The following is a 22,858-nucleotide window of genomic DNA, read 5'->3' as shown; positions in this document are numbered from 1 at the left end:
TTATATATTATATCATTTTTAGAAAATAAATTATAGATAGAATCTGTGTGCTGGAATATTTATCTAATAGTCTGTTCTTCTGTAAATAACGTGATATTAACTCCTGATTTCTCTTTCATCATCAACAACCATAACTTTATATCTTACTTTTACCTTAATCTATCACAAATAAAATTCCTCTATGTTCAAATTGGAATAAAGAAGTATTGATATAATCATTAATAAAATCTTAAGCATACCTATCTCAATAAGGGAAGAGAACCTGTGAGTTTATTCACTGCTTTTTCAGGACCACATAGACCAATTCCAAGGTATGATAATTTTTCTGTTGGGGTTGCTTTCATCCTGATCATATATTGGTCATAGTTTTTTGATTTCTGGGCCATATTACAAAAATCTATCATGTAGACATCATTCACTTCTTTGTTTAAAATTCTCGTTCTTATGGTTTTTAATAATTCATCATTTCCCTTTAACAATGGAATAGGTATTTGGGTAATACCGGGATGAATAACCCCGTCCTGATCCTCAACATCACAACCAATTAAATGATCATATTTTTTTCCTATAGACATTGCTAAAACTGCCGAAGTATTGGCAATTAGCCCTAACGGAAGTTCCTCATTAATAAGAATTACACATTTCATTGCATTTCCCCCTAAATTATTTATTTCTTAGATAATAACATTAATTTAGGAGAATATATTGCAAAATGTTGCTCAAAACCAGCAAGAGGGTCTCTATAATTTCCTCATCTCTACTTAATTACCGTTATTTTTTACACACAATACCTTACTATTTAGCGAACTATTTTTTCATAACAATAAAACGGGAGAGTCCTTCCTGGAAAAAACACCTGGCCAATTTTCTTATATCCTCTATTTTCATAAAACTTGATCGCCCTCGGGTTACCACTATAGGCATCTAATCTAATTGAATCATAATCATTGTTAAAGGCAAAATTTTCTGCAAAATTCATAAGCCTTTGCCCAGTTCCCTGTCTTTGAAAAATAGGTTTTACAGCTAATCTATGGATAACCATTACTCTGCTATCATCAATTAACCAGTCTAGTTTTTTATATTCAAGGGGCTGGGTTTCATTAATTGTTATAATTCCCTGATTTACTCCTCCATCTTTAAAAATATATAATGACTTATTTTCTATATCCCCTTCAAAATGATCTACAGTAGGGTAATTTTTATTCCATTGATAAATCTTATGTGCTTCCAGATCAATGATACAGCTTTTTACCAACTCCATAATCTCTATAATATCATTTGGAACTGCCAGGCTGATTGACATATCCCCTCCCCCCTTCACATATTAACCTGCTTTATAATACCATTCTTACAGCATTTTAGGATATTTATCTCCCGGAAAATTTTTTGATTGATTTTTCTACAAATTCATTATCCATATCTGTTATTTCAGCTATTTCCTCATAACTTTTTCCTTCATTCCATAATCGATAAACTAGATGTTCTAGGGATTCACCTACCTCGATAATATTTTTATCGAGATCATAAAACCTTAACACCTTCTGTCTCCAGGGTTGTTCTTTTACTTGATGAATAAATTCTACTTTTTCTTTTTCTAATTTATTTTCGAGTTGTTCAAGGTCATCATACTCAAAATAAAGTTCTGAATTATTGGGGTTTTTATGTATTGCTAACCCTCCGAGTAGATAACTAAAGTGCTCCTTTTCGTGTATTGCAAAACCACCTTCAAAGGTTACACTTTCCCCAAAATCATATTTAATCTCTTGACCCAGAATCTCAATATAAAAATTTTTGGCTTTTTCCATGTTATCAACTACAAACAAAGCACACTTATATTTCATCACATCTCTCCTTTTATTTTAACTATAAATATCAGATTACCTGATTTCTTTCCTAAACCAATCCTCTATATCCTTAATAATAGTTTCAAATTCCCCATTAAAGCCATGACCTTTATCCTTATACTCAATATAGGTAAGATTTTCTTTATGCATTTTTTCAAACTCCTCTTTTACCTTTCTAGCACTATCCACAGGCGACATCATATCCATCTCACCCTGTCCCATAAAAATCGGTATATCTATTTTTAGCAGATCATCTAAAGGACGATAAAACATAAAACTTGACCATCTTTTATATGGTAAACCTAAATACCTTTTATTAATAGTATCTGGATTTTGTTTTATATCTTCCACCACTTCTTCTAAACGCTTAAGTTCATTTTTGTATCCTTCAGGGTATGAATAATCCTTTTCACTAAGTGTTTTCAAGGAATTATACTGGGATAAACCACCAGCAGACAAGACTGCTAAACCAGATATCCTCTCTTTACTTTTTAAATTTAAATATATACGAGGTAAAATATAACCCCCTTCAGAAAATCCCAGCAAAATAATCTCCTTATATTGCTTATTTTCTAAATACTTATCAATTACCAGAGAGGCAGTTGAGACTCGCTGTTCCAGGGTATAGTTTTCCAGAACCCTTCTTTCATTTTCATGATTTTTCCCCATTTTAATATTCTTTTTTTCTGGAACTAAAATATCAAAATCAGAAAGCAGCTTATTCTGTAAGTCATAAGCAAGTGTGATTGTTTTCCATATTCCATATTCCTTTAAGCCCAAAACAGAGCTATAACCACTACCTCCAATAAATATAATCAAACTATCTTTATTATCATTACCCTCTTTAAACACATAATAATTTGTGAAATCATTTTCCTGTGTAATACTGTGTTTGCTAAGATGATCATAACTAACACAGCCAGATAAAATCATCATAGAAATCAACAGTAAAACTAAAATTAGAATTGTTTTTCTTAAGATAATATTCTCCCTCTCCCATCTCATATTTTTTTAAAGCTCTTAACCTTAAGAATGTATTGAACATTACACAGACCAATTTTTTTGCCCTTTTCTACTACTTGTTTTCCGCTCACTTAAATATACCCCAAACAAAATTAAAACTCCCCCTGTAATCATAATAATATTGATCTCTTCCTTTAGAAATATAGATGATGATACCATTGTTATTAAGGGAACCAGGTATATAAAACTACTTGTCTTTATGGTACCAAGTAACTCAATTGCTTTATACCACATAATAAAGGCTAAGATTGATGCCAGTAAAGCTAAAAACAAAAAACCACCCAGGATATTGATATCCAGTAATTTTTTGAACTGAATCTCAATATTATTATAAATTATAACAGGAGTCATTGTTATTAAACCATAAAAAAATATCTTTCGTATTATCAGAATCCTCCTTAAACCACTATTTAATTTTTTTAAAAGATTAGAATACACTGCAAATATTACTGCACATAATAGGGCTAAAATATCTCCAACTGGGTTTAAATCTAAAATATATTTACCATTAAAAATAACCAAAAAAATGCCGAACATGGAAAGTATAAACCCATAGACTATATTTTTATGAAATAATTCATCCTCATGCAGGAAATGAGCAATTACCGCTGTAAACATTGGAATTGATGATACGATTAAGCCTACATTTGAGGCCTGGGTATATTTCAAGGCTATATTTTCTAATAAATAATAAGCCGTTACACCAAGTAACCCCAGGGTGAAAAAGAAAACTTCTTTTTTAAGACTTAGATCTAAATCAAATTTAGGAGATATAAGCCATAAAATAAGATAGGCTAAACCAAATCTATAAAACAATATCTCATATGGTGTTAACTCCTGTAATAGATTTTTAGTAAAAATATATGTCGTTGACCAGATTAAAATTGTAAAAAAAGCCAGTAAATATCCGTTTATACTATCTCTTTCCATCTCGTTCACTCCCTGTTTTTTGTTCATTATATGGCCTTGAAAAGAAATAGTATTGTAAAAACTTGCTATAAAAATTTTCATTTAATTTATTCACACTATGCTTTGTGTAAGCCAATTATATTAATGGAGCGACTCTATATTTTTCACGTAGGCAGGATGCCGAAGTGAAAAATATGTGACAGTGAGTGGAGGCAGGACGCCGTAACGAACGACAAGCGGAATTAATATAATTGGCTGGAACAGAAAAGTGCTATATTTAAGTGCTACTTATATACACAAATTCTTTCTATAATCATCTGGAGTCGTCCCTGAAAATTTTTTAAACTCATTAGTAAAATGACTCTGGTCATAATACCCTAAACTAACCGCAATTTTTGAAATATCCCCACCCTCCTTAAGCCCTTTTTTAGCAAGATTAAACCTTAGATTCCTCTGATAAGTAAGTGGTGATACCTTATACATTTTTTTAAATGTTCTCATTAAATGATATTTACTTATACCGGAAAAATTCGATAATTCATTTAAGGTTACTTTCTGGTTAATATTGTCCTCAATATATTCCCTTACCCTTTTAATCCTCTCTTTCTCTAATAAATCAATTCTAATATCATTAAATTTTCTCATATTTTGAATTAGATATTTTTCCAATATTCTTATTAAACACTTTTTCTTACTTATATAATCAACCCTCTTTTCTAAAAACAAGAGATTGTTTTTCAGTCTCAAATATTCACCCCTACTCAACTTATAACTAAACACCTCATTTTCCTTAAATTCCAGTTTGAAAATACCCTTAAACCAGCCATAATCAAGATAAACCATTGTAAATCCCCAGTTTTCTAAACTATAAGGGTTACAACAGTGAACCAATCCAGGGGGGAAGATTATTAAATCTTTTGCAGTGAAATTATAAGTCTTATTCTCAAATTTTACTGAAGTACCTCCTCTATCAATCAAGGCAATAGATAATTCATGATGAAAATGCGCTTTTTCCGATTGCATAACATTAAGACATTTTTTTATTTCAAAAATATCAATGTTTTTATCTGAATAATAAGATAACATATCATATCTTCACCTACCTGTATATATGGTATTTTGCTCAACCTTAGCAAAGCAGGAAATATAATAATCAATTTATAAAATTCCCATATCTTAGTATATCACAAAAATAAATGATTTCAAAAAACAGATTATATCGTTTTTCTAAAAATATGTTAGCAACTTAGGGACTGAAAATAAGCAATTTAAGGAATTGCTTACTGGAAGAACTAGAACTGGCTAAGGAATCTGAGAGATCAGACAAACACACCAGTGTATTTATAAAAAAAAGATGTTATAGTCTACTCTCGCAGACTATAACACCTTAATTACTACACTACGTACTGCTTAGAACGAGTACTCAACAACGATAGGAAATGCCCAGTTCTCCTCGTCTCCATCATATGTACTATCATGACCATTGAATGAATGAGTAGTGTATTCCAGACCTATACCAACTTTACCATTTTCTAAGTTTTTAGCAATACCTACTAAGAAACCAATTTGATCGCCATCTCCCCCATATTCTTCAAATCTCTTTTCATCGTACATCCAGTTTTCATTGAAATAACGTAAATCGGTATTAATAGTATAGGCACCATCAGCTAAGTCATAGTCGCCCCCAAAACCAAGTTGAAAAGCTAAATCTTCATCACCATCTACATCTGCTTTATCAAACTTGGTTTGAACTGTACTATGCAAAGTCCACTTATCTACACCAGTATAATTAGCATAAGCATTTAACCCTTTATATTCTCCACAATCTTCAGGATCATCAGTTGGAACAAACAAACCAACGTCAAGGGTGAAATCAGATGCCAGCTTGTCAAATCTTACTGCAGCATTAAAAACACCATATTCCTCCATCTCATCATCACTTGGGTCTTTTGCATATGTTGCTTTTCCTATGTACTGAGCACGGACCAATCCAAAATCAGTAGCATAGCCAACACCATACTGACCACGTTTAAACATCTTAGCAGTAGTATACTCTTTTTCTTTTACTTCCTTCTGAATAACCGTACCACTAGAATCTTTTTCTTCCGCCACAACAGTACCACCATCACTCTGATCAAAGGAAGCATATAAAGTTAAATTGTCTTTATCATAATGAACTAGGGCACCACCATTTATACCATCCTGGGCTTCAGCGCTGCGATAAGGGGTCTTTCCGTCTCCCTTACCTGCTTTACCACGAACGAAGATAGCATCTTCATCGTCCTGTGTGTTAAAACGCATCCAGTTCCAGGCACCATAGGCAGCATTACCACGTAATTTATCAAAAAATACTGATGGTCCTACTTCAAGAGTAATATTTTCAGAAGGTTTTGCCCATACTTTCTGTTGGTCCTGGTGGCCAAATCCACCGCCATCAGCATTGCTATCAATATGGATACCTATGTTTCCATCTGCACTTTCACCTTTCATAGTCCAACCGATACGGGCGTTATCCCAACCCCAGGATACAGTCTGTTGAGGACGAGTGTCTCCATCATCAGGCTCCATCCCTGGAGCAACAATAGCACGTCCCCAGGCACCGAAAGTAATTTTAGGTTTATCTGCTTTCAAACCCTTAACATCTGCTTCTACAGCAGTTAATCTGCTGTCTAACTCATCAACAGCAACACCTAAGTCAGTAAGTTCTGGCTTGAATTCATAAGTCAGAGCCTGGACTATACTGCGCACTTCGTCAGCCTGTTGATTACTTAATTCCTCACCAGTGTTTTTAGCCACAAGCGATTTAACGATCTGATTAACCTGTTGAGCTTCACCAATACTCAAATTGTTAGCAGCATCTTCAACTTTGTCAGCTAAAGCTGCCTGTTCTGCTTCAATTTCCTCAAGAACACGGGCCACAACAACAGCGATTTCATAACGGCTCAGATTATTCTGGCCTTTGAAAGTCCCATCTGGATATCCGGAAAGAATACCAGAAGCAATAAGTTTATTAACTGCCTGGTATGCCCAGTGACTTGAAGGCACATCTGCAAAAGAAGCAGCAAATGCAGAAGCAGTTAAAGCTAAAACAAGCAACATAGCAATAAGAAATTTTTTCATGTAGATCCTCCTCGTTTTCTGTTTCTAGTTTTAATATATTGACTGATTTATCTTTGCTTAACAGATAAGTAAGAATAAGTCTCTTTATTTCCTTAATCTTAAAATTACCTTTAAGCCCATAGATAAAAGCAGTCTATAATATCTTTACATTTGCCGCTATATTACTAAATTTGAACTCCCCCCCTTTAATTTTTAGCAAATGATAAAGATAAAGATAATTACATATTTTGAATTTCTCATAGTATAGACCTATAATATAAAACTTAAAAACCAGGAGAAGGCCATATCTCCCTCAATTCTCACAAGCAATTTTATTTAAGTAAAATCAAGGATAGTAGAACAAAGTGGTTTGGCGATCCAAACTTAATCAACAATTATATTTATTCTTAAAACCACTTTTTGCACAAAGTTAACTAATTATCATAAACCAGACAAATATATTTACTGGACGACTCTAGAAATTATCCGCAGGCAGGACGCCGGAGGATAATTTCTCGACAGTAAGCGGAGGTAGGACACCATAGCACACGACAAGGAAAGTAAATATATTTGTCGGTCTTTAAAGTTATCCATAATTTTAAAGACACATAATTTCTTTTAACTAATGAAAAACTTTGTTTCCAAACTTTATTAATAATCAAAATTTTGCTTTTATAACAAACATTGCGAAAGCAAGCCCTATATATAAAATATTCAAATTCTTAAAATTAAACGTAAATCCCCAGATCATCGGTATAAGATGAATAAATAGTATCGCAAATACTGCTAATAAAATTAAAACCATATGCCAGTACTTTTTTTCTACACAATCTCCACCTCTTCTACAATATTCGATTTACTAAACCGTTTTAGTTTTAAGTAAGAAAATTGCTTATCATCTTATAATTTATATTTAGTATCTGCCAGTCCTTTTTTTCTGCATATCTTCCACCTCTTTTACAGTATTTGATTTACTAAATCGCTTTAGTTTCGAGCAAGAGTAAGCAACTAATAATTTATATATAGTAGTTATATAGGAAACGTCCTCAGCAAATTCCTCAAGCTAACCAAGGGAGCAATCATCTAATCCATAATATAAAAATATTCAAATCTTTTAACTTAACTATAAAATTCCAGAATTATTGGTATAAAATAAATGAATAATATCCTAATTGCTGGTAAAATTAAGAACATATGCCAGTCCCTTTTTTCTACATTATTTCCACTTCATTTACAGTATTCGACTTACTAAACCGTTTTAGTTTTAAGTAAAATAATTAACTAATCACTTTATATTTTATATATATAGTTTATAGTTTTAAATATTCCTTATTAACTTATATTTTACTAAAAAGCTTTTAATATTTAATTGTTATAATTATAGCCATATACACTTAAAGTATTATATTATAGATATTTATATTCCCGAATATTTCCTCCATTTATTATTATATTCGTTATCTTTTGAAAATCTCCTTCTTTTTTTTAGAAATTATTTTAATTTTTCTAACTCCTTTTCAACATGCTCTTAATAAAGAATTTCAGTTGTCTATCGAATCCAAGATTAACTTTATTGAAATTAGTACCACAACTAATCCAATTACAAAATAGATTATATGCAAAAAATTAACTGTTCTCATCATTATGCACTGCACTATAATCCAAACGATTAGCGCCCAACCTAAAAGATTACTAATCAATAAGCTGAATTTAAATTGATATTTTAAACAGAGTGCAGCAAATATATTACCAAGACCAACTATTACAAATAAAATAACACCAGGAATAAAGAAATTACTAAAGGGAGACACTTCTAAAAGTTCTACAGAAGCCCCTAAAGGATTATATGGATTTCTAATGGCAACCATACCACCATATAAAGCTCCTAGACTAACAAATACATGTAAAAAGACTAATATTTTTTTCAATAGTCTCAGCTCTTTCTTTATGTTTATTGTTTAACAGCTCAATGCTTATGATGGCATCAATAGTAAACTTTTACTTTATTACTCTGGCAAATGTATCAGCTAATCTTTTTATTCCCATTTCAATGTTCTTTTCATCTACACATGAATAATTTAACCTTAAAGTACTAGTATTTTTCTTGTTTATATAGAAAGGGTCACCTGGTACAAAGGCAACTTTATTTTGAATTGCCAGATCAAAAAATTCCATAGCTGGTATGTCATCTGGTAAGGTTACCCACAAAAACATTCCCCCTTCAGGTTTAGTACATTTAATTTCATCAGAGAAATACTTTGTAATACTATTTAACATTGCTTTCCTCTGTCTGTTATAAGTATCTTTAATCAAGGAAATATGTTCATTAAGATCATTGTCACTTAGATACTGATCTAGAATCCTCTGACTAATATAATTAGTGTGTAGATCTGAGGCCTGTTTGGCAATAATAAGTTTTTCCATAATAAAATCTGGGGCCACAACCCAACCAATTCTAAAGGAAGGGGCCACTACTTTTGAAAAAGACCCTAACAGTATAGTTTGTTCTGGTAATATTTTTTTAAATGAGATTATATCCTCCCCGATATACCTCAGCTCACCATAGGGATCGTCTTCTATTAAATAAATATCTTTATCTTTGATAAGACTGGCTACAGCTTCCCTATTAGACTTTGCATAAGAAATACCTGAAGGATTTTGAAAATTAGGGACTGTGTACATTAATTTAGGATTATACGTATTAAGTACCCCTGTCAGTTCCTGTATATTTAAACCCTCATCAGAGAGTTGAACTGTTCTAAATGATGGACTATATATAGAAAAAGCCTGAATAGCTCCTAGATACCCAGGTTCCTCAATTATAATTTCATCCCCTTGATTTAAAAATACCTTAGCAAGGAGATCTAATCCCTGTTGTGAACCATTGGTAATAAGTATATTTTCAGGGGATACCTTAATACCTTTTTTTGTTTCATATCTTTGGGCAATATATTCCCTTAAAGGGAGGTATCCTTCTGTATTACTATATTGTAATACCTCTTTTCCTGCTGAATCAAAAACATCATTACTTGCTTCCTGAAGAGCTGATACTGGAAAAAGATCTCTATTGGGCAGCCCCCCAGCAAAGGATATTATATCTGGTTCTACAGCTACTTTTAATATTTCCCTGATAAATGACTTAGGAACATCTATTATGCGTTCTGAGAATATATTGCTCACTATTTTTCTCTCCTTTTTATTTTTTACTAATTAATAATAACACTTTTACATAATTAAATTGTTGACAAAATAAATTATATTATTACTATAATAATAGATTTAAGTATTAAAGTCAAGTATTTGTGAAATCCTGGTTTAATTTATTAATTGCCAGTTAAAATGGATAACTCAAACTTATTGTTGTAACAGCTTTAGGCATTAACCCTTTAGCTCTGAAAAGGGAATCCTCTTCACCCAGGAAAATTGAAGAACTAATATCAAGGTCAAGATTACCAGGCAAGGTACTTTGATAACCAGGTATTAAAACAAAACTACTATCATCCAGATTTAGCATTGTTGTCAATGATATTGAAGAAAAATCATCAATAGGATAGGTCATACTCCCAGTTAATAAATTAATTCTCTCATTTAAAATATCCACCCCTGATAATAAGTCCTGTACTGTTTCCAGACTATTTAACTCAATTGCCAGGTATTCTAACTGCATATTAACTGTTGTATAATAGTTGAGATTATAACTATAATCTACCCCCAGCAGATAACTATTACTCCCATCTACTCCTTCATCAAAATAATGCCCATAAGAGCCATAGACCCCTAAGTCTTTCAAATCACCCTTGATTGTAAAACCAGCCCTTTTTTTAGGAATAACTGAGGATACCCCTGTTATAATGTCATTAAAGGGATTTTCATCAAATATTAACTCTGGTTCCCGTACATAATTTATAGTTAAATCATAACCACTTACCCCTACCCTGGTCCTGATTCCCCATTTCATCTTATCAAAATCACTGCTAAACCCAGCAGGAAAAGAACTCACAATAGCTAGGCTGGAATTCCAGTTAAGTGGAATATACATTTCCAGGGCATCTGTATATTTGCTATTATTCTCTTCATCCAGAGCAACTGAACCCAAAGTATAGTCTACGGGATTAAGCAGAGAACCAAAAGACCAGGAAACAGGCTGCCGCCCTAATGTCAAGTGAAAGCCATCAAAACGATGTTTAAGATAGAGTTTTTTGGCAAAATAACTAAGTTCCTCCCCCTCCTGTAAATCCTGTAAGGGCTTATCTATTTTAAATTCATAACGGATCTCATTATTAGCTATTCGCGGAAGAAAAAACTCCAGATTTAAACTCTCTATAACCTCACTATCAAGGCTTCCATCATCCTGTAATACACCTGATAATAAAACCTTAAGTTCCCCCCCGACCTCAACTGCACACGACTGTGTAGAAAAAACAAAGACTAGAGAGAGAACTATTATTAAAATAGGAGTTTCATGCATTTATATCATCCCTTCATCTAATCTTTCTTATGATAGATATTTCATTAGTAGTGTGTGTTCGAAAAGGTATAAACAGGGGATTATATATCCCTAAGCGAAGTTAAGGTGTTACCGTTGAGTGAAGGGATATATAATCCCCGACGGGTATATACTGATACTTTTCGAACAGTTTCTAGTAGTTTATCAGGGCTAATTACTGCATATTTTCCAGACTAAAGGTTCCAGCAGGTATTCCAGGGTTGAATTCTATTGATTTAATAATAAAATCAGTACTGGTATTCTTCCTCAGTTTATTTTCCATTACTGATTCAATTGGATACCAGCGGTCATCTATCTGCTCAACCCTATTAACATTCATTATTTTTAATAAACGACCGCTCTGGGCATATAGTTCTTCCTTAAGACCAATAAATCTCTCCTTATCGATCCAGGACCTGCGTCGATAATAAGAAACCTCTTTATTTTCCTTAGCTATACCCTCTAAAACATAACACTGACGTCCATGCAACTCTTCCTCACCAATCAGTTCAAAATTATATAAATCTGTCAATTTATCAGATTCCATCATATCCTGATATGAAAAATCACTACCCATCATACCCTGGTTAAGCATATGACCGGAGATCTTTACTATATCTTCAGCATCAGGAAAGAACATCCAGAGGTCATCACCCCTCTTTAAAAACTTAGTTCCCCTATCACGTGGATTAGTAAAATGGGATAAAGCATTATTCCCCTCAATAAAAGACTCCATTGTCTTGGACATTTTCCGATTACCATTAACAATAAGCATCTCTGACTCTACTCTAGCTGCTTCAAGATATTCGTTTTTATCCCTTTGATTGATAATCTCTTCAGCAGTAATAGCACTAACAGGAGTAATAATAACAACTACCGTAAAAAAACAAAAAAATAGTAAAATTATGTTTTTCACCTTTTAATAGCCCCTTTTCTTTTTAGTAATAATAGTAATTCCTACATCTTATCGCATAGCCTCAGTAGGTTCTAGTTTAGCCGCCCTACGGGCTGGAATAATACAGGCGATAGTAACAATAATAACACCTAACACAAAGGCATAGATAGTATTTCCGGTTGAAGAAACTGGATAAATAATTGATTTGATTATAATATCTGAACTAAATCCAGTCAATGCAGAACTAAAATCAATACCCCTTACAGATAGATAGGCATTGAGCAGTGAACCAAATAAAGCCCCAAAAAAGCTACCAATAACCCCCATAATTCCACCCTCGATAATAAAGAGCCATAAAATATCCTTACTTTCCAGTCCCAAGGCAGACATCATCCCGATTTCCTTGGTCCGTTCTTTAACAATCATGATCATAGTATTAACAACTACAATACAGGCTAATAGTACCAGAAAGATATAGATCTGATTATAAATTAACTTAGCCATTTCCATGTAGGGTAAGAGGTCACTGGTCTCTTTGTAACCCAGGGCCAGATACCTATCTGCAGCCCCGTTCCTGGTCAGTAAATCTTTAACATCAGGTAATACCTGTTCAACTAGGTTCCTGTTCTCTGTTACCAGCAAGAGTTCGGTCACCTGATCTTCCATATATAATATGTCTTGAGCCTGGTCAAGAGGTAGATAGAAGACAATTTCATCAAGCATTTTAATCCCTGTTTCTATACTGCCAACTATTTTGAAGGTAACACCCTTTAAAGAGTTAAAGGCTGTATTGGATAAAATAGTTACTTTATCACCAAGCTGACGATTTAACTTTTTTAACAGGGCTGTTCCCATAACGACTTCCAGCTGACCTTTTTGTACCATTCTGCCTTTAAGCAGTTTATCCTCAATATCAGTAAACTCAATTTCTTGAGTTGGGTCAACACCCCAGCCGATCATGGTTACTAATTCATCTTCTGTACTAACCATAGCCCCATACTTTAACCTGGGGACTACCCTCTCGACTTCATCAATTTCCTTTAAACTTTCAATCATCCCATTCAATTCCTGACCATTAAAGCCATCCACCGGATAAATGAGGGGCAGGATACGCTCCTGCTGCTGGTATTCCTGAGCAACTATCTTGATGTGTCCAGAATTATATTGAATATGATCAGCAAAAGTTGAATCTATCAAGCCAACTATATACCCTCTGGCAAAAACAACAATCATAACCGCAAAAACAATAGCCATAATGGAGACAATCGTCCTTAATTTATGTCTAAACAGGTTTTTAAAGGCAATTTTAGCAAGAAAGCTCATTTCTCTACCCCCTTATTGATGATAAATAGCCTCAACCGGGTCTTTACTGGCTGCCCAATAAGCTGGTAAAATACTGGACAACAACGATACAAATACCCCAAAGCCAAAGACCAGTAGAAAAGTCCCTAGATTCCAGACACCATACATTTTCCCGATAATTGGCATCCCAAAAGCAGACATATCCATACCTATCATAGCACCCCAGTCTATTCCATATTTTGAAAATATCCAGACACCAATACCCCCTAATAATAAACCAATTAAACCTCCCAGCATACCAATTCCAGTTGATTCCAGAACAAAGGTATAAATAATCTCTTTTCTTTGTAAACCCATAGCCTTCATCATACCGATCTCTTTCATTCTTTCCAGGGCAGCCAGAATTACTGTATTAATAATAGCAATTGCTGCAATCAATAATATAATAGCTAGAATCATTTGATTCCCCATCTGCTTAGCCCCGGCTACTGATACCGCTTCCAGGTCTCCCCATAAGATCACCTCAAGGTTGTTATCTAAAGTTTTTAAATTTTCTGCCAGCAGATGGCCGGAGATTTCGGCCAAATCTTTATTTTCTAATCTGACTATTAGCTTACTCACCTGATTATCGACATTAAGGGCCTGTTGAGCAATATTAAGGGGAAGATAAACAATACTACTATTAACCTTAGGATTACCTGTATGAAGCAGACCTGATATCTCTACATCAATTGTATTAAAGGTTTCATTTTTATCTTTCACCAGCAGTGTAATATAATCACCCTGTTTTAATTTAAGCAAATCAGCCAGTCTCTTTCCCATAACGGCCTTGTACTCCCCTGACGAAAAAATTGAACCTTCCACAAACTTATCCTGCAGTTCAAATACATCTAATAACTTATCAGGATTAACCCCTTTGCCTATTACAGGGAGTTCATTAATCCCATCATTTAACCTGGCCTGAAAATTCAACTCTGCTAAACTAGCCTGGTACCCTGCAACCCTCTTGACTACACCTATTAGCTGTTCATCAACAGTCAACAGGTTTTTCAAAGGTAGTTCATCTTCCTCTTCCCGGTACTCATGACTTACTACCTGGAGATGACTAGCCTCATATTCAATAATGTTCTCATAAGACATTTCAGTCATACCACCAATCAAAGAATCCATTAAAATAAAGAAAAATATCGCAAAAGCAATAATAAGGGCAGTAATCAGGGTTCGATTACGGTGGCGTACCAAATTCTTAAAAGCCAGTTTAGTCAGAAACATAACTTTCCCCCCTTTTATCCTGGGATATTAAACCATCTCGAATTTCCAGCATACGATGGGCATAATCCATCACCTGGGGATCATGGGTAGAGAAAATAAAGGTAGTCCCCAGTTCCTCATTCATCTTAACCATTACCTCCAGTACCTCTTCACTTGTTTTGGAGTCCAGATTGGCAGATGGTTCATCAGCCAGAATTAGCTTTGGTTCTTTTACCAGGGCCCGGGCTATTGCTACCCGCTGTTTCTGACCACCTGATAACTCATTAGGTCTCCTGTTTTCTAAGCCGTCAAGGCCAACATCTGCCAGTATTTTCATTACCCGTTCTCTAATTTCTTTTTTACTGTGTTTATCAACTAATCTAATGGCAAATTCTACGTTCTCATAGGCTGTCAGAACAGGAATTAAGTTATAGCTTTGAAAGATAAACCCAATGTTATATCTCCTGAGCATAGCCAGACCTTTTTTATCCAGTTTTTTAAGATTCTGACCATTGAAGTTTATTTCACCACTGCTGGGTTTATCAAGACAGCCAATCATATTTAACATCGTAGTCTTTCCTGAACCAGAAGGACCAAAAACAGTAGTAAATTCACCCTTATTTACCGTCAGATCAATTCCCCTTAGAGCAGGCACCTCAATTTTCCCCTGCTGATATATCTTTTTGACTGCTTTTAATTCCAATAAAGCCATTTTTACAGACCCCCTATTAATCTCTTTTCTTGAGACCATTTTCAATAAAATAAAGCATTTTATCAATAATTTCCATGGATTCATCTATATTATTCAAATCTATTTCACCATCTTCATATATAAAATCACTTAATGTATAACTAATATTAGTCAACATCTTGGCAACAAATACAGGGTCAATTTTTGAATCTATTGCACCTTCAACTATACCCTGCTCAAGTAATTCCAAAAAAAATTCTAAACTCTTGTCTTTATATTCACCAAATATTTCACGGTATAATTCTTTATTATTAGCTAGCTTTGAGGCAACTGCAAGTAACTTAGGGTGTCTTTTAGCAAAACGAAAGCCGCTTAAATATACCTCCCTTAATAATTGAAAGAAACTATATTTATCCTTATTTTTTATCATATCTAAATTAATATACTTCAATTTTTTATTAACTGACAATTCAATTATATATTTGAAAAGGTCTTTTTTATCCTCAAAATATTGGTAAAAACTACCTTTTGCTATACTGGCATTATCTGCAATAGCTGTAATCCTGGCTTGATGATACGGCCTTAGAGCAAATTCATCTATAGCTGCTTCTATTACCCTTTCTTTTTTTTCATTAACCAGATTAAAAAACGTCTCTTTAGGCATATACCGCACTCCTTTTATTCTATCTATAAGTATATATTTTATGAACATGAAGTCATGTTCATATGAATCTTAAGTCATATTATAATATAAAGCTTTACTAAAGTCAAATATTACTCCCTTTCCTCCACTCCACTATTTGCTCGAATTCTTTCAGAGAACAAAGTGCTTCACCATCCACTTAATCAACAAAAAATAATTTCTTTATTTTAAAATATTTATTACTCAAAGTTATTTAGAATATCATAAACCAGACAAATATATTTACTGGACGACACTAGAAATTATCTGGAGGCATGGAACTTGGCCTCGATGGCCTAATACTGACTCGACCATGCGTAATAAAAAGAAGAGTCAGTGAGCCGAAAGACAATTTCTCGACAGTAAACGAAGGCAGGACTCCTTAGTGTACGACAAGGGAAGTAAATATATTTGTTGGACTTCAAAATTATCGACAATCCTGCAAACCCTAATCCTTAAACTAAACAAAGAAAAAGAGAAACATTTGTAACTTATGCTTTATATCTCATTACTTTTATACAGTTTTGTTGAATTTTCCCTAAATATCTTCTCAATTCTTTCTTTTCTTTTTCGGTAAACTCCTGTAATAATATGTTTTCTGTTTTTTCATGAATAGGCCACAACTTAGCTAATAACTCTTCACCAGTTTTAGTAATTTCAATTTCATCTCTTTCTTTTTTTATTAAATTATTTTCAAATAAGGGCTTAAGAAATATTTTTAAACTATTCCTAAAGTATCCAAATTGTTTTTCAATTTGCTCCTCATTCATTTGAAATTCTCGTTTAAGTACCATTAAAAATATAACATGATCCCCAGTATATTCACTTATTTCCTTTAATTTAATATTAAATGCTTTTCTAATAAGTTGTGATGTTACATTGATTTCTCTCCCCAGACTTGCCATAATTTTATCTGCTAACATGGTTAAAACCTCCTTAAGGCGTAATTCATAAATACTAATTCCTGTAGCCACTCCTACATTAAGTGATTCTACTCCTGTATACATAGGTATTTGAACAATATGATCAGCTGCTTTTAGGACTTCATCAGAAACCCCTGATGTTTCATTCCCTACTACTAATGCAACTGGTTTTTTATCCAGTTTAATGGTTGATTGTAATGACTTCCCATGTGGACTAGTAGCTATTATCTGATACCCCTTTTCTTTAAGATAAGAAACTGCCTCCTGGGGATGAGAATGTCTTCTAAAAAATACTTTGAAATTAGTCCCACGAGAAGCATCAATTGTTTTAGGCATATAGGGATCAAGGTCATTACTAGTGGTCAGATAATCCTTAATTCCATATGCCATGCCAGACCTAATAATAGTTCCTATATTCCCGTGGTCTTTTACATTATCCAACAATAATACAAATTCATCTAGCTCACCTTTAATTGGAGGGCCTTCAGCAATTCCCACACTCTCAATTAAGTAATTAGTTCCAGTAATCTTTTTTAAAATTCCCTTAGAAGTTTGGTAGATTGGACATGGAATCCCCCTATAATCTGCTGGATCCTCATTATCACTTATGATAATACTGTTTATTTTCAAACCAGCATCCCAAGCCCATTTTATTTGTTCCAGGCCACGTAATTGTATCTTGTTTTCTGCAATCCTATTCTTACTTTTAGATAATTCTCTTGCTTCCTGAACCACTTGATGTTTTAGCTTTTTAATTATTTCTACCACGATTATTACCTCCAAAATAAACTTATACTGTTTAGTCATTTTAGATTCAAAATTACTTTATCAAGGACATTTCTAATTGCTTTGGCTTATTTCCAGTCAGCAGACTATTAAAAATATCATAATATAATTTAATATGAATTACAAGTATTTTTATAGGAATTACCTTTTTTGAAAATAATTAGTTACCAATGTTAATAGAGATATAAGCTACAATCAATAGTAGAAATTAAATTGAAATTTTAATTTAATGCTTGACATTTTGAGATTACAAATCTAATAACATATTCAAAGGAGAGAAAGTAATGAATAAAAAATTACCGAATATATCAGATGCTGAATGGCAGGTTATGAAGGTTTTATGGGAAAATTCACCACTTACCGCTGCGAAAATAATTGATAAGATCATACCGGAAACAAAGTGGAGTCGAAAAACTGTACATACTTTACTTAGAAGACTTGTGAAAAAAGGTGTAGTACATGTAGAAAAAAATAATCCCTATATTTATTATCCCTTATATGAAGAAGAACTCTGTATGAAGGAAGAAACGAAAAGCTTTTTGAACCGGGTTTATAATGGTTCACTCCAGTTATTAATGGCTAATTTTTTAAGAAATGAAAGATTATCAAGTCAGGAAATTGAAGAACTAAAAAATATATTAAATGAAAGTGAAAATGGAGACGATGAAAAATGATTCTTTTTAAGGTATTTCATGTAATACTGACGATGTCTTTTCTGGGGACTATGACTGCCCTAGTAATTCTCTTTGTAAAAAAAATATTTAAACAAAAAATCAGTGCCTTCTGGCATTATTTAATCTGGTTGATTCTATTAATAAGATTAATCATACCCTATGCCCCAGAAAGCAACCTAAGTATTTTTAACTTTTTTACCCACAATCAGCAGAAGATAGAAGAAATACAATCTCCCCGTATACGGTACATGAGTTCAAACTCTATTTATTCCAACAATACTAAAACCAAAATAAATACTCGACCGCAAGAAAACATTGTAATAAATCCTTCTCCAAAGTCAGTCTGGTTTACCTTTAATAAAATACGTCAGGATGCTGAAACAGCCTGTGATACCCGTGTATTATCCTGTATTGAACCAGAAGAGTATAAAAAGTATGGAAATACCATGCTCAAGATGCTTGACATCTTTGCTGGATACAACTGCCCTTATGGTGTTGCCGGCCTGCTCAATCATAAAAAACATATAATGGAAAGGGTGCAAAATATTGTGAACTTTAAAAAACATTATTTTATCTGGTCACTTATAGGTATTGTTTTGTTTTCAGGTTTAGCAATTTCTTTGTTAACTAATGCTAAAGAACAACCTAAGGAAGTTATCAAGATTACATATGAAGCTGAGGCATTTGCTCAAAATACTGAGTTTGGAATAATTAGCAGAATAAAACCTTTATCAAATAAAAAGCTTCTTAGCTAATCTTAATGACATACAGGTTGAGCAGATTATTAATAAAGAAATTAAGCAATTCTTTAGCAAAAAACAATCTGCCGAAGAAACGGCTCAAGTCATACAACAGAAAGTGGAAATGTATTTAAATAAATCATTATAAAGTAAATCACCTTCTGGAACCTTAAGATCAATACCTAGAACTGCCTGAAATTTCCCGAAGTTTTTAGATAGATTATCTGTAAGTTTTCCTTAAGTTTAAAATTAACAGCTATTAACTGAGCAAGAATTTAATAAAAATTGTTCATTTAAAAACAAAGCGACAGCTTATGGGCTGCCGCTTATATTATTAGTTTTCTTTACTTGTACATAATTATAAATTAGCAAGAATATAAACAATGATATATTGTCACAGTTTAGATGACTGAAAAACTCCTCTCACTATTAAATTTAATATCCCATTTCTTTTAATATCCTTGATAAAGTACGTAACCGTTCACCTATAAGTTCATCATCATCACTAAGAGCCTGATTAAATAATTGAATATCCTCATCAATCTTTTCATTATCTTTACAAACAGCGACTGTCATGGCATCACCCTGTAAACCTACTCTATCTATAACAGGGTTTTCAATATCATATAATTTCTCATAGCGGTAGGCCTCTCTAAAATGCTGCTGTGCCCTGCAGATTAAAATTGCCATATCCAACACTCTATGAAGTGGTAATTCTTCAGACTGTCTTGACCACTTTTTACCTGTATGCCTCCATACTTTAGCTGAAATATCTACTTTCCCTCTATCATTCCACTGAGCTAATCCTAATGAAAGCCCCTTTGCATCTGAATGATAAGCAGCTCTACCGTCAACATTCTCATAGTTTTCAGTTACAATAACTGGTTTGTGCTTCAAACTAGTTGGTATTTGCATGATTACCTCCTTAATATAGTCAGTAATTTAGTAAACTACTAAATTACTGACTATAATTATAATTTATTTTTTATACTTTGTCAATATAGATTTAAAATTAATATCTGTAAGTTGTATTTACTGAAAGAAGACTACTTTTATATTTAAGTAGTCTTCTTAAAACTTAGTGATTAATCTATTTTCTTTATAAAAATAATTATCATAACTTTCAATATCATAAAGTAATTAATTATTTGAATTTAAGGTTTTCATAAGCTTTCAATTCTGAAATAACATTAAAATTTTCACCTACACTTTCACGTTTTATTAGTCCCATATTCTTGGCATAATAACTATAATTAATCATTTCACTTTTTCCATTCAGGGCGTGACTCTTTATTTTAATCACATCATAAAATGTACCTACTGACACTTTCAGTTCCATATTAGTTTCAACTATTTCCATTTTTTTATTATTTGATTCCCAGCTGCTTCCCTTTTTTATAGGTGTTTTCAATACAATTTCTTCTACTTTAACATCTTTATCCAGTTTAGATAACAGGTTTTTATCACTGTAGAATTCTTCCTCACGTCTGATTAGAGCAATCTGGTTTTCTTCAACTTTATAAATTGCCGCAATAGTTGTTCCTCCATTATTATTATGCACCTGTATAAAGGGGGGATCAACATACATAACATCTCTTATAAAAGCAGCATATTCTATCCCCTCCCCCCTATATTCATAATGCATTCCTTCTAACATAGGAAAATAAGCATAAACTTTTTCTTGGATTTTAATAATACTTTCATTATTGTCAATACCTTCACCAGCATTATTACCCAATTCCTCATTTGCAGCACACCCTGAAACTAAAACCAATAATATTAAAATTATTTTGATAATTCTTTTATTTAACATGAAAGAAAACTCCCCCTTTTGCATCCTAAATCATACTATTACTAGAAATCACAGATGATATCTAAAAATATTATCTGTGATATAATATTGTCTACTTTATTTTTGTTAATATACATTTTAAAAAAACATGTAAAATTTAATTAGCAAATTGATAATTTCCCCGGCCTATCATGAATAACTTGAAAAGAATCAGGATAGTCCCTTGAGCCTTCTCATTCTTTCCAAGGGCATATAAAACTTCAACCCTAATTCTTCTTTAAAAATATACGATTTTTAATATTATTTTTATTTATAGTAAATAATAAAAATATACAAACATAAGGGGGTGAAATAATGGATCAATTTATGCAAATACAGAATAATTTAAGACAGGTTAGACAGGAACTCAATAATACACTAAACCATATTAATCAAAGGTTAGCAAACTCAGAACAAATGATTCAAAGTCTGGGCAGTCAACTATCACAGCAAGACCAATCTAATACTCTAAAGAATTTTTCTTCTCAATATAGCACTGCCCAATATGGTCAAAGTCAATACAATCCAGATCAATTTCAAAATACTGCTGGGAGCTATACAAATCATGGTGTAAATAGTCAAGAGAAAATCAATCCAATCTCTGGATTAAGTGAGAATAAACCTACAATGGCACAAAAAACTGGTGTAAATAAATATGGAGCTTCACATTCATCAGGTAATAATTATGGTCAATAAAAAATTTATATTAATAAAGGGGTGCAGTTCACTGCCCCCTTTTCCTCTATAATATACAGCTTTAATTCTTGAATAAGATTCCCTAATAACTGCTAATAAATACCCCATTGAGCCTTAACCTTACTTATTTTTCTTAATTTATTTTAATACATAATCACTTCATTTATACAACTAAATCAAGTTTAACTTTACCAATAAATCTTTTAATTTATTAGTAATCTCATTTAGTTTATTTAAAATATTAAAATCTCGCTTATATAAATTATTAAATAATTCTTTTATATCTGATTCCATATTTTCAGGAATAAAATCAAGCTCTTCTGTTGTTATTTTCAAAAGCTTTTTCTCCCCAGGATGAAGTGTCTTATTTATTGCAAAAATTATATCAAAATAGCTTTCAAAAAAACCAGTAATTCTGTGATTAACACTAATATAATCGTCTCTTTTTAAAGCTTTTTCAACTTGGTTAGTATAAGCTGGAATTATCTTATTTAGAAGCGGAAAATTTTTTTCAATTATATTTTTTCTTAATTTTTCTGGATAATCAATATCAAACTTATTTTGTAATTTTTTTAATTTCCCATCTCTATCATATAAAATATCTGATTTAATAATATTTGCCCAAAAACAAGTAGTATATCCTGTTGAAGCCTGACATTTAATTACTATATCATCCAATACATTCTCTATCCATTTTAAATTTCTATAAACAATATCAATTGGAATATTAATCTTTTTAAAAAATCCTTGATCTTCTTTTTCCCAAGTCGTATTATTTAATTCAACATAATTAAAATACTTATTTGACATTTCTTTTCTAAAATCAAAAGGAATTTCTTTATTAGAATATATATATAAATCATAATCAGAATTCTTATCAAAATTATCAGTAGTTCTTGAACCAGATAAAAGAACAGCTTCTACCAACTTATGATTTGAAAAATCATCAACTAACGATAAAAAAATATCATCATATTTTTTCATGCTATCATCTCCTTATATAATATGATTAAGATATTTCAGAAT

22 protein-coding genes are annotated in these 22,858 nt (G+C 32.4%); 3 read left to right on the top strand and 19 right to left on the bottom strand.

The features are described from left to right. Window positions 1–239: 239 nt before the first annotated feature. The 16 genes from GM661_RS08870 to GM661_RS08795 form a co-directional block, all read right to left on the bottom strand. On the bottom strand, window positions 240–647 hold the full coding sequence (locus GM661_RS08870; protein ID WP_230869667.1) for a DUF2000 domain-containing protein: 408 nt from the start codon (window positions 645–647) through the stop codon (window positions 240–242). Window positions 648–799: 152 nt separating this feature from the next. Then, window positions 800–1,303, bottom strand: a complete 504-nt coding sequence (locus tag GM661_RS08865) for a GNAT family N-acetyltransferase (protein ID WP_230869666.1) — start codon at window positions 1,301–1,303, stop codon at window positions 800–802. 64 nt (window positions 1,304–1,367) lie between these two features. Next, window positions 1,368–1,841, bottom strand: a complete 474-nt coding sequence (locus GM661_RS08860; RefSeq protein WP_230869665.1) for a VOC family protein — start codon at window positions 1,839–1,841, stop codon at window positions 1,368–1,370. Between the two features lie 36 nt (window positions 1,842–1,877). Next, window positions 1,878–2,849 (bottom strand): alpha/beta hydrolase family protein, encoded by a 972-nt coding sequence (locus tag GM661_RS08855; protein ID WP_230869664.1) that lies wholly within the window; start codon window positions 2,847–2,849, stop codon window positions 1,878–1,880. 39 nt (window positions 2,850–2,888) lie between these two features. Beyond that, the gene (locus GM661_RS08850) at window positions 2,889–3,797 is read right to left on the bottom strand and encodes a DMT family transporter (protein ID WP_230869663.1); all 909 of its coding nucleotides are present in this window, start codon (window positions 3,795–3,797) and stop codon (window positions 2,889–2,891) included. Between the two features lie 267 nt (window positions 3,798–4,064). Further along, window positions 4,065–4,862, bottom strand: a complete 798-nt coding sequence (locus tag GM661_RS08845) for a helix-turn-helix domain-containing protein (RefSeq protein WP_230869662.1) — start codon at window positions 4,860–4,862, stop codon at window positions 4,065–4,067. A 324-nt stretch (window positions 4,863–5,186) separates the two neighbouring features. After that, window positions 5,187–6,896: an S-layer homology domain-containing protein gene (locus GM661_RS08840; protein WP_230869661.1), complete on the bottom strand. Its 1,710-nt coding sequence runs from the start codon at window positions 6,894–6,896 to the stop codon at window positions 5,187–5,189. Between the two features lie 1,520 nt (window positions 6,897–8,416). After that, the gene (locus tag GM661_RS08835; RefSeq protein ID WP_230869660.1) at window positions 8,417–8,803 is read right to left on the bottom strand and encodes a hypothetical protein; all 387 of its coding nucleotides are present in this window, start codon (window positions 8,801–8,803) and stop codon (window positions 8,417–8,419) included. 70 nt (window positions 8,804–8,873) lie between these two features. Continuing rightward, the gene (locus GM661_RS08830) at window positions 8,874–10,055 is read right to left on the bottom strand and encodes an aminotransferase-like domain-containing protein (RefSeq protein WP_230869659.1); all 1,182 of its coding nucleotides are present in this window, start codon (window positions 10,053–10,055) and stop codon (window positions 8,874–8,876) included. A 154-nt stretch (window positions 10,056–10,209) separates the two neighbouring features. Further along, on the bottom strand, window positions 10,210–11,343 hold the full coding sequence (locus GM661_RS08825; RefSeq protein ID WP_230869658.1) for a hypothetical protein: 1,134 nt from the start codon (window positions 11,341–11,343) through the stop codon (window positions 10,210–10,212). Between the two features lie 193 nt (window positions 11,344–11,536). Beyond that, the gene (locus GM661_RS08820; protein ID WP_230869657.1) at window positions 11,537–12,277 is read right to left on the bottom strand and encodes an outer membrane lipoprotein-sorting protein; all 741 of its coding nucleotides are present in this window, start codon (window positions 12,275–12,277) and stop codon (window positions 11,537–11,539) included. A gap of 48 nt (window positions 12,278–12,325) precedes the next feature. After that, complete coding sequence (locus tag GM661_RS08815) at window positions 12,326–13,579, bottom strand: ABC transporter permease (protein WP_230869656.1); 1,254 nt, start codon at window positions 13,577–13,579, stop codon at window positions 12,326–12,328. A 12-nt stretch (window positions 13,580–13,591) separates the two neighbouring features. Further along, window positions 13,592–14,830, bottom strand: a complete 1,239-nt coding sequence (locus tag GM661_RS08810; RefSeq protein WP_230869655.1) for an ABC transporter permease — start codon at window positions 14,828–14,830, stop codon at window positions 13,592–13,594. Further along, window positions 14,817–15,521, bottom strand: a complete 705-nt coding sequence (locus tag GM661_RS08805) for an ABC transporter ATP-binding protein (RefSeq protein ID WP_125990056.1) — start codon at window positions 15,519–15,521, stop codon at window positions 14,817–14,819. The genes GM661_RS08810 and GM661_RS08805 overlap by 14 nt, the downstream gene beginning before the upstream one ends. A 16-nt stretch (window positions 15,522–15,537) precedes the next feature. Continuing rightward, window positions 15,538–16,164 (bottom strand): TetR/AcrR family transcriptional regulator, encoded by a 627-nt coding sequence (locus GM661_RS08800; protein ID WP_230869654.1) that lies wholly within the window; start codon window positions 16,162–16,164, stop codon window positions 15,538–15,540. Window positions 16,165–16,673: 509 nt separating this feature from the next. Further along, the gene (locus tag GM661_RS08795) at window positions 16,674–17,873 is read right to left on the bottom strand and encodes a TrmH family RNA methyltransferase (RefSeq protein ID WP_230869653.1); all 1,200 of its coding nucleotides are present in this window, start codon (window positions 17,871–17,873) and stop codon (window positions 16,674–16,676) included. A 302-nt stretch (window positions 17,874–18,175) separates the two neighbouring features. On the opposite strand from GM661_RS08795, the gene GM661_RS08790 reads away from it, so the two are divergent. Beyond that, window positions 18,176–18,565: a BlaI/MecI/CopY family transcriptional regulator gene (locus tag GM661_RS08790; RefSeq protein ID WP_230869652.1), complete on the top strand. Its 390-nt coding sequence runs from the start codon at window positions 18,176–18,178 to the stop codon at window positions 18,563–18,565. After that, entirely contained in the window at window positions 18,562–19,320 is a 759-nt protein-coding gene (locus GM661_RS08785; RefSeq protein ID WP_230869651.1) for a M56 family metallopeptidase, read from the top strand. Before GM661_RS08790 ends, GM661_RS08785 begins: the two co-directional genes overlap by 4 nt. A 420-nt stretch (window positions 19,321–19,740) precedes the next feature. Here GM661_RS08785 and GM661_RS08780 read toward each other — a convergent pair whose 3' ends face one another. Further along, window positions 19,741–20,220 carry a DUF6530 family protein gene (locus tag GM661_RS08780; RefSeq protein ID WP_125990046.1) on the bottom strand — a complete coding sequence of 160 codons (480 nt, stop codon included), beginning with the start codon at window positions 20,218–20,220 and terminating at the stop codon, window positions 19,741–19,743. A gap of 229 nt (window positions 20,221–20,449) precedes the next feature. Then, the gene (locus GM661_RS08775) at window positions 20,450–21,118 is read right to left on the bottom strand and encodes a hypothetical protein (protein ID WP_230869650.1); all 669 of its coding nucleotides are present in this window, start codon (window positions 21,116–21,118) and stop codon (window positions 20,450–20,452) included. A gap of 333 nt (window positions 21,119–21,451) precedes the next feature. Here GM661_RS08775 and GM661_RS08770 point away from each other — a divergent pair, with 333 nt between their 5' ends. Then, window positions 21,452–21,832, top strand: a complete 381-nt coding sequence (locus GM661_RS08770; protein WP_230869649.1) for a hypothetical protein — start codon at window positions 21,452–21,454, stop codon at window positions 21,830–21,832. 171 nt (window positions 21,833–22,003) lie between these two features. Here GM661_RS08770 and GM661_RS08765 read toward each other — a convergent pair whose 3' ends face one another. After that, window positions 22,004–22,816, bottom strand: coding sequence for a DUF4037 domain-containing protein (locus GM661_RS08765; protein ID WP_230869648.1), 813 nt, complete (start codon window positions 22,814–22,816; stop codon window positions 22,004–22,006). Window positions 22,817–22,858 lie beyond the last annotated feature (42 nt).

The organism is Iocasia fonsfrigidae (assembly GCF_017751145.1).
Taxonomy (GTDB): Bacteria; Bacillota; Halanaerobiia; order Halanaerobiales; family DTU029; genus Iocasia; species Iocasia fonsfrigidae.
This window is presented reverse-complemented; position numbering and strand designations above follow the sequence as displayed.

Coding starts and splice junctions, on each gene's coding strand:
- GM661_RS08780 (WP_125990046.1), bottom strand. CDS start 20,220: ATGCAAATACCAACTAGTTTGAAGCACAAACCAGTTATTGTAACTGAA.
- GM661_RS08815 (WP_230869656.1), bottom strand. CDS start 13,579: ATGAGCTTTCTTGCTAAAATTGCCTTTAAAAACCTGTTTAGACATAAA.
- GM661_RS08775 (WP_230869650.1), bottom strand. CDS start 21,118: ATGTTAAATAAAAGAATTATCAAAATAATTTTAATATTATTGGTTTTA.
- GM661_RS08770 (WP_230869649.1), top strand. CDS start 21,452: ATGGATCAATTTATGCAAATACAGAATAATTTAAGACAGGTTAGACAG.
- GM661_RS08790 (WP_230869652.1), top strand. CDS start 18,176: ATGAATAAAAAATTACCGAATATATCAGATGCTGAATGGCAGGTTATG.
- GM661_RS08865 (WP_230869666.1), bottom strand. CDS start 1,303: ATGTCAATCAGCCTGGCAGTTCCAAATGATATTATAGAGATTATGGAG.
- GM661_RS08870 (WP_230869667.1), bottom strand. CDS start 647: ATGAAATGTGTAATTCTTATTAATGAGGAACTTCCGTTAGGGCTAATT.
- GM661_RS08785 (WP_230869651.1), top strand. CDS start 18,562: ATGATTCTTTTTAAGGTATTTCATGTAATACTGACGATGTCTTTTCTG.
- GM661_RS08850 (WP_230869663.1), bottom strand. CDS start 3,797: ATGGAAAGAGATAGTATAAACGGATATTTACTGGCTTTTTTTACAATT.
- GM661_RS08805 (WP_125990056.1), bottom strand. CDS start 15,521: ATGGCTTTATTGGAATTAAAAGCAGTCAAAAAGATATATCAGCAGGGG.
- GM661_RS08825 (WP_230869658.1), bottom strand. CDS start 11,343: ATGCATGAAACTCCTATTTTAATAATAGTTCTCTCTCTAGTCTTTGTT.
- GM661_RS08840 (WP_230869661.1), bottom strand. CDS start 6,896: ATGAAAAAATTTCTTATTGCTATGTTGCTTGTTTTAGCTTTAACTGCT.
- GM661_RS08860 (WP_230869665.1), bottom strand. CDS start 1,841: ATGAAATATAAGTGTGCTTTGTTTGTAGTTGATAACATGGAAAAAGCC.
- GM661_RS08845 (WP_230869662.1), bottom strand. CDS start 4,862: ATGTTATCTTATTATTCAGATAAAAACATTGATATTTTTGAAATAAAA.
- GM661_RS08810 (WP_230869655.1), bottom strand. CDS start 14,830: ATGTTTCTGACTAAACTGGCTTTTAAGAATTTGGTACGCCACCGTAAT.
- GM661_RS08855 (WP_230869664.1), bottom strand. CDS start 2,849: ATGAGATGGGAGAGGGAGAATATTATCTTAAGAAAAACAATTCTAATT.
- GM661_RS08765 (WP_230869648.1), bottom strand. CDS start 22,816: ATGAAAAAATATGATGATATTTTTTTATCGTTAGTTGATGATTTTTCA.
- GM661_RS08800 (WP_230869654.1), bottom strand. CDS start 16,164: ATGCCTAAAGAGACGTTTTTTAATCTGGTTAATGAAAAAAAAGAAAGG.